The 11,631-nt window shown below is 71.3% G+C and carries 14 protein-coding genes; 9 read left to right on the top strand and 5 right to left on the bottom strand.

Annotated elements, in window-relative coordinates:
• On the top strand, positions 1-671 hold a 671-nt coding region (locus tag ACFQ3T_RS29040), incomplete at its 5' end, for a PucR family transcriptional regulator (protein ID WP_380727982.1).
• 4 nt (positions 672-675) lie between these two features.
• Here ACFQ3T_RS29040 and ACFQ3T_RS29035 read toward each other — a convergent pair.
• From ACFQ3T_RS29035 to ACFQ3T_RS29025, 3 genes are all read right to left on the bottom strand, one after another.
• Positions 676-1,131 (bottom strand): hypothetical protein, encoded by a 456-nt coding sequence (locus ACFQ3T_RS29035; protein ID WP_380727980.1) that lies wholly within the window; start codon positions 1,129-1,131, stop codon positions 676-678.
• A gap of 222 nt (positions 1,132-1,353) precedes the next feature.
• Positions 1,354-2,280 (bottom strand): S1 family peptidase, encoded by a 927-nt coding sequence (locus ACFQ3T_RS29030; protein ID WP_380727978.1) that lies wholly within the window; start codon positions 2,278-2,280, stop codon positions 1,354-1,356.
• A complete protein-coding gene (locus ACFQ3T_RS29025) occupies positions 2,241-2,795 on the bottom strand; it encodes a S1 family peptidase (protein ID WP_380727976.1) in 555 nt (184 codons plus the stop codon). The genes ACFQ3T_RS29030 and ACFQ3T_RS29025 overlap by 40 nt, the downstream gene beginning before the upstream one ends.
• A 91-nt stretch (positions 2,796-2,886) precedes the next feature.
• Here ACFQ3T_RS29025 and ACFQ3T_RS29020 point away from each other — a divergent pair, with 91 nt between their 5' ends.
• On the top strand, positions 2,887-3,048 hold the full coding sequence (locus tag ACFQ3T_RS29020) for a hypothetical protein (protein WP_380727974.1): 162 nt from the start codon (positions 2,887-2,889) through the stop codon (positions 3,046-3,048).
• 10 nt (positions 3,049-3,058) lie between these two features.
• Here the strand turns inward: ACFQ3T_RS29020 and ACFQ3T_RS29015 are convergent, their stop codons facing one another.
• Entirely contained in the window at positions 3,059-4,033 is a 975-nt protein-coding gene (locus tag ACFQ3T_RS29015; RefSeq protein WP_380727972.1) for a LysR family transcriptional regulator, read from the bottom strand.
• A gap of 354 nt (positions 4,034-4,387) precedes the next feature.
• On the opposite strand from ACFQ3T_RS29015, the gene ACFQ3T_RS29010 reads away from it, so the two are divergent.
• The 7 genes from ACFQ3T_RS29010 to ACFQ3T_RS28980 all read left to right on the top strand — a co-directional run bounded on the left by ACFQ3T_RS29010 (position 4,388) and on the right by ACFQ3T_RS28980 (position 10,721).
• Positions 4,388-5,890, top strand: a complete 1,503-nt coding sequence (locus ACFQ3T_RS29010; RefSeq protein WP_380727970.1) for an NCS1 family nucleobase:cation symporter-1 — start codon at positions 4,388-4,390, stop codon at positions 5,888-5,890.
• Positions 5,887-6,729, top strand: a complete 843-nt coding sequence (locus ACFQ3T_RS29005; RefSeq protein ID WP_380727968.1) for a nitrilase-related carbon-nitrogen hydrolase — start codon at positions 5,887-5,889, stop codon at positions 6,727-6,729. Before ACFQ3T_RS29010 ends, ACFQ3T_RS29005 begins: the two co-directional genes overlap by 4 nt.
• Complete coding sequence (hydA, locus tag ACFQ3T_RS29000; protein WP_380727966.1) at positions 6,726-8,111, top strand: dihydropyrimidinase; 1,386 nt, start codon at positions 6,726-6,728, stop codon at positions 8,109-8,111. Before ACFQ3T_RS29005 ends, hydA begins: the two co-directional genes overlap by 4 nt.
• 8 nt (positions 8,112-8,119) lie before the next feature.
• Complete coding sequence (locus ACFQ3T_RS28995) at positions 8,120-9,112, top strand: TIGR03842 family LLM class F420-dependent oxidoreductase (RefSeq protein WP_380727964.1); 993 nt, start codon at positions 8,120-8,122, stop codon at positions 9,110-9,112.
• Positions 9,113-9,262: 150 nt separating this feature from the next.
• Complete coding sequence (locus tag ACFQ3T_RS28990; protein WP_380727962.1) at positions 9,263-9,721, top strand: hypothetical protein; 459 nt, start codon at positions 9,263-9,265, stop codon at positions 9,719-9,721.
• Between the two features lie 89 nt (positions 9,722-9,810).
• The gene (locus tag ACFQ3T_RS28985; protein ID WP_380727960.1) at positions 9,811-10,329 is read left to right on the top strand and encodes a DUF4240 domain-containing protein; all 519 of its coding nucleotides are present in this window, start codon (positions 9,811-9,813) and stop codon (positions 10,327-10,329) included.
• 17 nt (positions 10,330-10,346) lie between these two features.
• Positions 10,347-10,721: a PH domain-containing protein gene (locus ACFQ3T_RS28980; RefSeq protein ID WP_380727958.1), complete on the top strand. Its 375-nt coding sequence runs from the start codon at positions 10,347-10,349 to the stop codon at positions 10,719-10,721.
• 123 nt (positions 10,722-10,844) lie between these two features.
• On the opposite strand, the gene ACFQ3T_RS28975 is transcribed toward ACFQ3T_RS28980, so the two are convergent.
• Positions 10,845-11,631 (bottom strand): NUDIX hydrolase (locus tag ACFQ3T_RS28975; RefSeq protein WP_380727956.1); only part of this gene is annotated, 787 nt, incomplete at its 5' end.

Genomic DNA, 11,631 nt, shown 5'->3' with positions numbered 1-11,631 from the left:
AGGTGTTGCGCGACCTCGCCGAGGCGACGGCGTTGGCGGCCCGTCGCGTCACCGTGCCCGCGCTGGTCGGCGTCGTGGACGACACGAGCGTGCGGGCGTTGCTGTCGCTGCCGCCGCAGGCCGCGCTGGACGGCGTGCTGCGCCGGCTCGCGCGGGAGGTGCACCGGCGGGCGGCGGCGACGCAGCACGCGCTGCCCGTGGTGGTGGCGGTGGGGACGACGGTGACGGCGCTGCCGGACGTGCGGCGGTCGTTGGGCGAGGCGGCGCACGTGGCCGGCGCGGCGCTGCGGTCGCCCGGAACGGGGCTGTACCACCGGCTGGACGACGTGCGGCTGCGCGGGCTGCTGCACCTGCTGCGCGACGACGAGCGGGTGCTGGCGTTCGCGGACCGGGAGCTGGGGCCGCTGCTGGCGCGGGACGGCAACCAGGGCAGCCGGCTGGTGGAGCTGCTGCGGTGCTTCTGCGAGCACGGCGGCAACAAGTCCGCCGCGGCGGCGGCCGCGCACCTCTCGCGAACCGCGTACTACCAGCAGTTGAGCCGGATCGAGCAGGTGCTCGGGGTGTCCTTGGAGGACCCGGAGTCGGTGCTCTCGCTGTACGTGGCGCTGCTCGTGCAGGAGATGGGCGAGCGGGACCCTCAGCTGCCCCGCCCGCCCACTCCGGCGACCTAGTCGATCAGCCCAGCGCCGGCAGCTGGCCCAGACCCGGCAGGGTCGGAGCGCCCGGCAGGGTGGGAGCACCGGGCAGGGCGGGGGCGCCCGGCAGGGACGGCACGCCCGGCACCTGCGGGGCGGGCGTCAGGCTGCGGGCCTTGGCCGCGAGGACGTCGCCCAGCATGGGCAGCCCCGGCTTGGCCGGCGCCTTCAGCGCGGCGGGCGCGGCGACCTCCGGCGCCTCGACCACGGGTGCGGCGACCGGCATCGGGGCGGGCAGCTTCACGGCCTGGCCCTCGACGATTTCGGTGACGGGCTTGGCGGACTCGACACCCACCTCGGGCGCGTGGCCGATCGTGCCGTCCACGATGTCGGTGGGCGCTTCCACGGCGTTCGCGGCGGACGCGAGCAGCGGCGAGGCGCCGACGGCGAGCAGGGCGGCGGCACGCAGAAGTCCGCGCGTGCGGTTTCCGGACACGGTTTTCCTAACCTGGTTGGGGACCTGCAAGTGACCCCTATGGCATCGGCCCGAACCACACCTTCCCTGAGCCGCTCGATCAGGTGACTGACTCTCCGTGCGGCCGCCCCACTCGATCGAGTACGACCGCCGCACCACCGAGTGATCGAACCGGTGACCCGTCGCGAGGCCGTGTCGTGGGAGACGCGACACGGACCCGCGACGGTTCCGATCCCCCGGTGGCTAGGGGTTCGTGACGCCCAGCGTGTAGCCGCCGGACCCGCTGTAGGCGTGGACGCGGTAGCGGTAGTAGCCGGGCGTGCCGTTGTAGTTGACGGTCTCGTTCGCGCCGGGGCTGTCGCCCTTGGCCACGACGGCCCAGGCGCTGCCGTTCCACTTCTGGAGGTAGAGGTCGAAGTCGGCGCCGCTCGGCCCGACCAGGCAGCCGACGTGCGCGCCGGACACCGTGGACTGGTAGTAGCTGTTGTTCGGCTGGTACGCCTGCCCGCCCGCGGCCAGCGAACCGGTGTGCGTGGTCTCGGAGCCCTGGCAGCCGGTCGGCGGGTTCGGGTCGCCGCCGCCGGACGTGACCAGGGTGAGGCCGTAGGTCTGCAGGATCTCGTTGACCGGCTGGAAGTACGTGGTGCCGCCGGTGCGGCAGTTGCCCGACCCGCCGGACGTCACGCCCTGGGCCTGCGTGCCGGCGAGCAGGGAGCCGCCCGAGTCGCCGGGCTCCGCGCACACCGTGGTCTGGATGAGGCCGCTGACGGTGCCCTGCGGGTAGCTGACCGACGAGTTGCGGGCCTGGATCGTGCCGCAGTGCCAGCCGGTGGTGGAGCCGGAGCGGCACACCGCCGCACCGACGGGCGCGTCCTGCGAGCCCGAGACGGCCACCGTGCCGCCGGAGTAGTTGTTGACCAGCCCGCGCGGGGTGTTGCCCGCCGCGACCTGCACCCACGCGTAGTCGTTGCCGGGGAAGCTGGAGCCGCGGAACGTGCCGCTCGGGTTCGAGGTGGACGCGCCGGTCGCGCCGCAGTGCCCGGCGGTGACGAACCCGCCGGTCACGGAGAAGCCGACCGAGCAGCGCGTGCCGCTGCCGATGGTGTACGCGTTGCCGCCGATCACGTCGATCAGCGGTCGGGGCGACTCGGTGGTGGCGACGTACCGCACGGCCGCGGCGGCGACGCCGGACGACGCGACGAACGCGCGTGCGGCGGCGGGCTCGCCGGGCTGTGCTTGACCACCACGGTGTTGGTGGGCAGGTCGACGTACCAGCCGGGGACGGACCGGGGCGCCTTGGTCGCGTTGGCGTCCAAGGCGGACTTCACCGCGTCGAGGTCGGCCTCGCTGCGCTGGACGAGCTTCACCCGCACCCCGCGGTCCACATCGGACGGACGGGTGACGCCGACGGTGAGCGTGCCGGAGGAGTCGATCCAGGCGCCGCCGAACCGGGTGTCGAGCCGCTTGCGCAAGCCGTGCGCGGTGGCGGCGGCGCGTTCGTCGGACGCCAAGCGGGCGCGCGCCTGGTCGGCGTCCAGCCCGAGGTCTCGTTGGATGGCGGCCAGGACCTCCGCGCCCTGGTCGGCCGGCGCGGCCTGGGCGGTCGGGGACAGGGTCCCGGCCGCGACGAGGGCCGCGGCGAGCGCCAACGGTCTCCACAGAGCCGGTTTCCACGGTGCTGACATGGGGTTCTCCTCGAAGGAGGCAGGGATGCCCCGTGAAAGTAGGTCCGCCGGCCCGGTCGCGGTAATACCGGTTGGGTCATAAGAACCAGTGATGGCCACCGCGCTGCGGGGCAACCGGGTGCGGATCGGCGACAACCGCGGCGGGGTCAACGGCTGGACCGGCCGGGACCGGGTGTTCGGGCTGTGCGTGGAGGTCGAGGGCGTGCGGCGGCCGAACGTCGCCGGCAAACCGCGCGGTCCGGCCGACGCGTGAGCCCCGGTGGTCAGACCGCGGCGTGGTGCGGCACGGTGCCGTACTCGGGGTGCGCCGGCAGCCAGGCCGCGTAGCGCGGGTTGCGCTCGGCGGTCTCCCGGTAGGCCTCGGCGGCGTACCGCAGCACCTGCGGGCCGAACGCGGCGGCCGGTCCCTCCGGGTTCCAGCCGATCAGGTGCCGCCACCGCAGCGGCGCGCCCGCCAGCGGCATCGCGACCAGGCCCGGCGTGCGGCGGAACGTGGGCTGGCACAGCGCCACCGCGTCGCCGGACGCGGCCAGGTCGATGCAGCTGTTGATGTCGACCTCGTACATGGTGCGCGGGGTGAAGCCGGCTCGGCTGCACGCGGCCACGAAGCAGTCGCCGAAGCAGCCGTCGCCGGGCGTCACCGCCCACTGCGCGTCGTGCAGCGCACCCAGCTCCACCTCGTCGAGCAGCGTGAACGGGTGGTCTTCGGGCAGCAGCACGAACACCGGGTCGACCGCGATCACGTTCCAGGTCAGCCCGTGCTCGGACGGCGGCGGCGCGTCGCCGCACACGCCGACGAGCACGTAGTCGAGCCGGCCCGCGGCGACCATGGCGGACAGCTCGGTGCCGGACCAGGACACCTGGGTGGAGACGTGCGCGCCGGGGTGCGCCTCGGTCAGCCGGTGCACGAGCCCGCCGAGCATCGGCCCGTTGACGGCGCCGACGCGGTACCGGTCGCCGGGCACGTTGTCGTCCGCCAGGCGCAGGGCGTCCTCCTGCAGGCGGGAGAACGCGGGCAGCAGCACGCGGGCCCGTTCCAGCACGAGTTCGCCCAGCGCGGTGGCGCGGGCGCCCTTGTGGTCGCGCTCGAACAGCTTGCCGCCGAGCAGCGCTTCGATCCGGTGCAGCTGGGCCGTGAGGGCGGGTTGCGCCAGGCCTAAGAGGGAGGACGCCTTCGACAGGCTGCCCGCGTCCGCGATCGCGCAGACGACCCGCAGGTGCCGCAGTTCGAGCTTCATCCGACCGACGGTAGGACACCGTTCCCGACCAGTCGACAGTTCGCCGGACATCACCCGGAAGCGTCGCGTTCCACCGCGCTTCTCCGGCCCGTCACCGCTACGCACGGTCAGGAAGGTCGACCACTCTTCGTGAGAACCTCGCGTGAGCGCGCCGGCGGCGGTCGCACGTCGCCGCACTGTGGCAGGCCTGCGCATCCCTCGGCCGGCAATCGACAGAGTGTTCCCTGATCATGGCAAGCGTGGACACTTTGCCACTGCCCAACGCGCGCGGGCCGACCGGAGGATGCCGGGATGGAAATCGCGCCGAAGCGCCCGCAGCTAGGGTGTTTCACGAGCGTAACAGGGAAGTGACCGATGGCCCTTGACTCCGCAACCCAGGTCACAGCCGACCCCGACGGCCGCGTCGAACTGCGGGACCACACCGCGATCGCGGACAGCCCGCACTACAACCGGGACCTCGCGCCGGTGCCGTTGGAGGAGCGCACCTGGTCCACGTACAACTTCTTCGCGCTGTGGATGGGCATGGCGCACAACATCCCCAGCTACACGCTCGCCGCGTCCCTGGTGGCGCTGGGGATGGACTGGGTGCAGGCGTTCCTGACCATCACGCTCGGCAACCTGATCGTGCTCGTCCCGATGCTGCTCAACAGCCACGCGGGCACGAAGTACGGCATCCCGTTCCCGGTGTTCGCGCGGGCGTTCTACGGCATCCGGGGCGCGAACCTGGTGGCGTTGCTGAGGGCGTTCATCGCGTGCGCGTGGTTCGGCATCCAGACGTGGGTGGGCGGCAAGGCGCTGCACGTGATCGTGGGTCGGCTGGCGGGCGACGGGTGGGTCGACGCGCCGGTCGTGCTGGGGCAGGTCTGGACGCTCTGGCTGTGCTTCCTGGCGTTCTGGGTGGTGCAGATGCTGATCATCTGGCGCGGGATGGAGGCGATCCGCCGGTTCGAGAACTGGACCGCGCCGCTGGTCAGCGTCGGCTTCCTGGTCCTGCTGGGGTACGTGGCGGTGAAGGCGGGCGGGTTCGGCCCGATCCTGTCCGAGCCGTCGAAGCTCGGCTGGGGCGCCGACTTCTGGAAGGTGTTCTTCCCGTCGCTGATGGGCATGATCGCGTTCTGGTCGACGCTGTCGCTGAACATGCCGGACTTCACCCGGTTCGGCGGCAGCCAGCGCAAGCAGGCGATCGGGCAGCTCCTCGGCCTGCCGACCACCATGTCGTTCATCGCCATCGTGGCCATCCTGACGACGTCCGGCGCGATGGCGCTGTACGGCGAGGCGATCTGGGACCCGGCGGAGCTGGCCAGCCGGTTCGACAGCACCGCCGTGGTGCTCGTGGCGCTGGTGGCGCTGGTGCTGGCGACGGTGTCCGCGAACCTCGCGGCGAACGTGGTGAGCCCGTCGTACGACTTCTCGAACGCGTTCCCGAAGAAGATCACGTTCGCGGTGGGCGGCCTGATCACCGGCGTGATCGGCATCGTGATCCAGCCGTGGCGGCTGATCTCCGACCCCGGCATCTACATCTTCGCGTGGCTGGGCTTCTACGGCGGCCTGCTGGCGTCCGTCGCGGGTGTGTTCATCGCCGGCTACTGGATGCTGGCCAAGACCCGGCTCGCGCTGCCCGACCTGTACCTGGCCGGCCGGGGCGCGTACTGGTTCAAGGCCGGTTGGAACTGGCGGGCGGTCGCGGCGACGCTCGTGGGCTCGGTGCTCGCGGTGGGCGGCGCGTACAACGGGCCGTTCCCGGCCGACGGCCTGATCCCGTTCCTCAAACCGCTCTACGACTACAACTGGGTCGTCGGCCTGGTCGGCGGCATGCTCGTCTACCTGGCGCTGGCGCCACGGAGGGAGAAGGCGTGAGCAACATCGTCCGAGCAGGTCTGGTGCAGCAGAAGTGGACCGGCGACAAGGAGTCGATGATCGCGAACGCGGTCGAGGCGGTCCGGTCGGCGGCGTCGCAGGGCGCGCAGGTCGTGTGCCTGCAGGAGTTGTTCTACGGGCCGTACTTCTGCCAGGTGCAGGACGCGGACTACTACTCCTACACCGAGGGCATCCCCGACGGCCCGACCACCGAGCTGATGTGCGAGCTGGCCGAGCAGCTGGGTGTCGTGCTCGTCGTGCCGATGTACGAGGAGGAGCAGCCGGGGGTGTACTACAACACCGCGGCGGTGATCGACGCGGACGGCACGTACCTCGGCAAGCACCGCAAGAACCACATCCCGCAGGTGAAGGGGTTCTGGGAGAAGTTCTACTTCAAGCCCGGCAACCTCGGCTACCCGGTGTTCGACACCGCCGTGGGCAAGGTGGGCGTCTACATCTGCTACGAGCGGCACTTCCCGGAGGGCTGGCGGGCGCTCGGGCTGAACGGCGCGCAGATCGTGTTCAACCCGTCGGCGACCAGCCGCGGCCTGTCGGAGTACCTGTGGCGGCTGGAGCAGACGTCGGCGGCCGTGGCGAACGAGTACTACGTCGGCACGATCAACCGCGTCGGCGTGGAGCCGTTGGGCGACAACGAGTTCTACGGCCAGTCGTACTTCGCCGACCCGCGCGGCCAGCTCGTCGGCGAGGCGGCCTCCGACACGGAGGAGGAGGTCGTGGTCCGCGACCTCGACATGGACCTGCTGGCCGAGGTGCGCAACCTGTGGCAGTTCTACCGCGACCGGCGTCCCGACACGTACGAGGGGTTGGTGCGGCCGTGAGCACGCTGATCAAGGGCGGCACGGTCGTCAACGCGACCGGCGCCGTCACCGCCGACGTGCTGGTGGACGGCGAGAAGATCGCCGCGCTGCTGGCGCCGGGCTTCCCGGTGGCGGCGGACGACACGATCGACGCGACGGGCAAGTACGTCATCCCCGGCGGCATCGACGCGCACACCCACATGGAGATGCCGTTCGGCGGCACGTTCTCCGCCGACAGCTTCGAGACCGGCACCATCGCGGCGGCGTGGGGCGGCACGACCACGATCATCGACTTCGCCGTGCAGGCCAAGGGCACGTCGCTGCTGTCCACACTGGACAAGTGGCACGGCAAGGCGGACGGCAACTGCGCCGTCGACTACGGCTTCCACATGATCGTCTCCGACGTCAACGACACGTCGTTGAAGGAGATGGAGTCGTGCATCGGCGCGGGCGTGAACACGTTCAAGATGTTCATGGCCTACCCCGGCGTCTTCTACGCCACCGACGGCGAGATCCTGCGCGCGATGCAGAAGGCGCGGGAGACCGGCGCGACGATCATGATGCACGCGGAGAACGGCATCGCGATCGACCAGCTGGTGGCGCAGGCGCTGGCCCAGGGCCGCACGGACCCGGTCGAGCACGGCCTGACCAGGCCCGCCGAGCTGGAGGGCGAGGCGACGTCACGCGCCATCACGCTGGCCAAGGTCACCGGGTCGCCGCTGTACATCGTGCACCTGTCCGCCGCGCAGGCGTTGGACGCGGTGACGAAGGCCCGCGACACCGGGCAGAACGTGTTCGCCGAGACGTGCCCGCAGTACCTGTACCTGTCGCTGGAGGACCTGGCCAAGCCGGACTTCGAGGGCTCGAAGTACGTCGCCTCTCCCCCGCTGCGGCCCAAGGAGCACCAGTCGGAGCTGTGGCGCGGCCTGCGCACCAACGACCTGTCGGTGGTGTCGACGGACCACTGCCCGTTCTGCTTCAAGGACCAGAAGGAGCTGGGCCGGGGCGACTTCTCCAAGATCCCCAACGGGATGCCGGGCGTGGAGCACCGGATGGACCTGCTGCACCAGGGCGTGGTCGCCGGCGAGATCGGCCTGGAGCGGTGGGTGGAGATCTGCTCGACCACGCCCGCGCGCATGTTCGGCCTGCACCCGCGCAAGGGCGTCATCGCGCCCGGCGCCGACGCGGACGTCGTGGTGTACGACCCTTCGGCGACGCAGGTCATCTCGGCCGCCACGCACCACATGAACGTCGACTACTCGGCGTACGAGGGCATGGAGATCACCGGCAAGGTCGACACGGTGCTCTCGCGCGGCCGGGTCGTCGTGGACTCCGGCGGTTTCCACGGGTCGACCGGGCACGGCCGGTTCCTGTCCCGCGAGCTGAACCAGTACCTGGTGTAGGAGGCGCAGTGGACTTCGGTGTTGTGCTCCAGACCGACCCGCCCGCGCGGGACGTGGTGTCCGGGATGAAGGCCGCCGAGGACAACGGGTTCCGGTACGGCTGGACGTTCGACTCGTGCGTGCTGTGGCAGGAGCCGTTCGTCATCTACTCGCAGGTGCTCGCGGCAACGGAACAGCTGGTCGTGGGTCCGATGGTGACCAACCCCAGCACCCGGGACTGGTCGGTCACCGCGTCGCTGTTCGCGACGTTGAACGACATGTTCGGCAACCGCACGGTGTGCGGCATCGGGCGCGGCGACTCGGCCCGGCGGGTCATCGGGCAGAAGCCCGCGACGCTCGCCACCCTGGGCCAGGCCATGACGGTGATCAAGGAACTGGCCGAGGGGCGCGAGGTGGAGCACCACGGCACACCGGTGCGCATCCCGTGGGTCCGGGACGGCAAGCTGGAGGTGTGGATGGCCGCGTACGGGCCCAAGGCGTTGAGGATGGTCGGCGAGCAGGCGGACGGGTTCATCCTCCAGACCGCGGACCCGGACATCGCGCGGTGGACGATCGGGTCGGTGCGGGAGGCGGCCGCGGCGGCGGGCCGTGACCCGTCGGCCATCACGATGTGCGTGGCCGCGCCCGCGTACGTCGGCACGGACCTGCCGCACCAGCGGGACCAGCTGCGGTGGTTCGGCGGGATGGTGGGCAACCACGTGGCCGACCTCGTGGCGCGGTACGGCGAGTCGGGCGTGGTGCCCAAGGCGCTGACCGACTACATCAAGGACCGCGCGGGCTACGACTACTCGCACCACGGCAAGGCGGGCAACCGGTCGACGGACTTCGTGCCGGACTCCATCGTGGACCGGTTCTGCCTGGTCGGCCCGGCGTCCGCGCACGTCGACCGGTTGCAGGAGCTGCGGGAGATCGGCGTGGACAACTTCGCGCTGTACCTGATGCACGACGACAAGGACAAGACGCTCGCGTCCTACGGCAACGAGGTGATCGGCCGGGTGTGACGGTGCCCCGGGCGTGCGGGTGACCGGTGTGGGAACCGGTCGAGGTCCGCATGCCCGGGTGTACCGGTGATTTGCCTCGATCGGGGGGTGGTGTGCTGGGATGGTCCGCGGTCTTCCGCGAAGATCAACGAAGAAGAGGGGGACTCTTCCATGCGCTTGGCACTGGGCGTCGCGGTTCTCGGGCTGTCCGCCGGGCTGGTGACCGGCTGCGGTGGTGACGGCGGTGGGCAGAACGCGTCACCGGCGACGACGACCAGGTCGGCGACCTCGCAGGCGACGTCGGAGGCCACGTCGGGGGCGACCTCGAAGGCGGCGGAGAAGCCGGAGGCGAAGGGCCTGGACGGGACGTGGGAGCCGATCAACGACAGTCCGATCGCCACGCTCACCATCACCGGCGCGACCGCGGAGACGACCGGTGGCCTCGCCTGCCCCGGCGCCATCGCCGACGCCGACTCGGCCAAGCCGGTCCTCACCCTGAACTGCGCCACGCCGAACGAGGACCGCAAGCGCGGCACGGTGGAGCTGAAGCCGGACGGGTCGGCGCTCGTCATCACCTGGGACGGGTCGTCCTGGGGCGGTGTGATCGACAGCTTCAAGCGGGCCGGCTGACCTCACCGCGCGCGGGCTGACCTCACCGCGCGCCGGCCCGGCCCGGCGCGCGGCCCGGAATTGTCGGACCTCGTTGCTAGCGTCGCCGCATGACTTCTCCGACCGCTGCGGAAGAGGCCCGTTTCTGGGCGATGCTGGAAGACGCGTGGACCGGGCTCGGCCCCGGTCCCAACGAGGTGCGGCGCGCGTTGGCGAAGCGCGACGTGTCCGCGGAGGTCACCGAGGAGGCCGCCGAGCTGGAGGAGCACCTCGACCACGTGCTCCGGTCGTTGGCACGGGTGTGCGAGGGACTGTCCTCCGAGGAACTGATCGCCCTGGACCGGGTGGTCGAGCGCAAGCTGTACGAGATCGACCGGGCCGACGTCCAAGCGGTCACGGACGGCTCGGACGACGGCTTCCTCTACGCCCGCGGCTTCATCCTGGGCCTGGGGCAGGAGTTCTACGAGGCCGTGGCCCGCGATCCCCGGGTGGCCGTGGAGGACGCCTGGTGCGAGGACTTCTGCTACTTCTTCGCCGACGTGCACGAGGAGCGGTTCGGGGTTCACCCGGAGACGGGGTCGGGGATCTCCCGGGAATCGGTCTCGAACCAGGCGGGCTGGCCGGAGTAGCGGGTACCGTCGAATTCGTGATCGACTTCGAGAAGCAGTCCGTCTTCAAGCTCGCGCCGTGCCGCCCGGAGGACATCGCGTCGCAGGTGTCGCCGATCCTGATCCAGGGTGAGCGCATCGTGTCGTGCTTCAAGACGGTGCGGGATTTCGTGGTGTTCACCGACAAGCGGGTGATCGCGGTGAACGTCCAGGGCATGACCGGCCGCAAGAAGGACTTCACCTCGCTGCCGTACAGCCGGGTGCAGGCGTTCTCGATCGAGACCGCGGGCACGTTCGACATGGACGCCGAGCTGGACCTGTGGTTCAGCGGCCTGGGTCACGTGCGGCTGGAGTTCAAGGGCCACGCCGACGTGCGGCTGCTGGGGCAGATGATCGCGACGTTCATCCTGTAGCGGACCACCGGGCAGTCGCGCAGTCGGCCGGGTGGACCTGGCCGGGTCGCGGAACACCGGCGGTTGTGACGGGCGCGGACGCGCGGGTCGGCCGTGACTCGGGGCTCGCGTCGGGCGCGGTGGTCACCTCAGCGAACGGGTGGCGCCGTCCCAGTCGTCGAGCGCGCTCGGCAGCACCTCGGCCAACTGCACCGGGTACACGGTGGCGTCGGTCGTGGCCAGCTCCTCCGCCGACCACCACCGGTGCCGGCGGATGGTCTGCCGCTCGATGTCGTTGAACCGCGAGGTGTCCACCTCGCCCCCGTCGACCCGGCCCACGAAGAACCACTCGACGGCCGCGTAGCTCAACCCGTCGAACGCGAACACGGCGTGCCGCCGCCACAGCGGCCCCACCAGGTCGTCGGCGGACAGCTCGACGCCCGTCTCCTCGAACACCTCCCGCACCGCCGCCGCCCGCAGGTCCTCCCCCGGCTCGACGCCGCCGCCGACGGTGAACCAGAACAGCTCGTCGGGTCGGGTCGGGTCGAAGCCCTCGAACAGCAGCACACGGTTCGCGGCGTCCAGCAGCACGACCCGCGCCGACACCCGCTGGGTCAACGCGGACGCCTCGACCTCGGCGCCGGGCTCGGCGATCTCGAAGTACGACGGCGTCGGCGCGGTGCCGGCCAGCCGCAGCCACCGCACGGACCGCCGTTGCCGCAACGCCAACGTGTCGCGCACGGCGTCGTTGTGCACCCGCCGGGCCAGCACGACCCGCTGCTCGGCGTCGGACAGCTCCGCCGCGAGCGCGGGCGCGAGCACCGACCGGTCGAGGCCTTCCAGCAACGCGCTCAACCGGTTCTCGGCCGCCTCGCGGTCGGCGCGCGAGGCCCGTTCCGCCCGGTCCGCCGCCGCGGTCAGCTCGGCCCGG

Source organism: Saccharothrix hoggarensis (assembly GCF_042678885.1).
Taxonomy (GTDB): domain Bacteria; phylum Actinomycetota; class Actinomycetes; order Mycobacteriales; family Pseudonocardiaceae; genus Actinosynnema; species Actinosynnema hoggarensis.
The sequence above is the reverse complement of the archived record's forward strand: the minus strand, read 5'-3'. Positions and strand labels throughout refer to the sequence as shown.

Coding starts and splice junctions, on each gene's coding strand:
- ACFQ3T_RS29020 (WP_380727974.1), top strand. CDS start 2,887: ATGGCCACCGCGCTGCGGGGCAACCGGGTGCGGATCGGCGACAACCGC.
- ACFQ3T_RS29010 (WP_380727970.1), top strand. CDS start 4,388: ATGGCCCTTGACTCCGCAACCCAGGTCACAGCCGACCCCGACGGCCGC.
- ACFQ3T_RS29015 (WP_380727972.1), bottom strand. CDS start 4,033: ATGAAGCTCGAACTGCGGCACCTGCGGGTCGTCTGCGCGATCGCGGAC.
- ACFQ3T_RS28990 (WP_380727962.1), top strand. CDS start 9,263: ATGCGCTTGGCACTGGGCGTCGCGGTTCTCGGGCTGTCCGCCGGGCTG.
- ACFQ3T_RS28985 (WP_380727960.1), top strand. CDS start 9,811: ATGACTTCTCCGACCGCTGCGGAAGAGGCCCGTTTCTGGGCGATGCTG.
- ACFQ3T_RS29025 (WP_380727976.1), bottom strand. CDS start 2,795: ATGTCAGCACCGTGGAAACCGGCTCTGTGGAGACCGTTGGCGCTCGCC.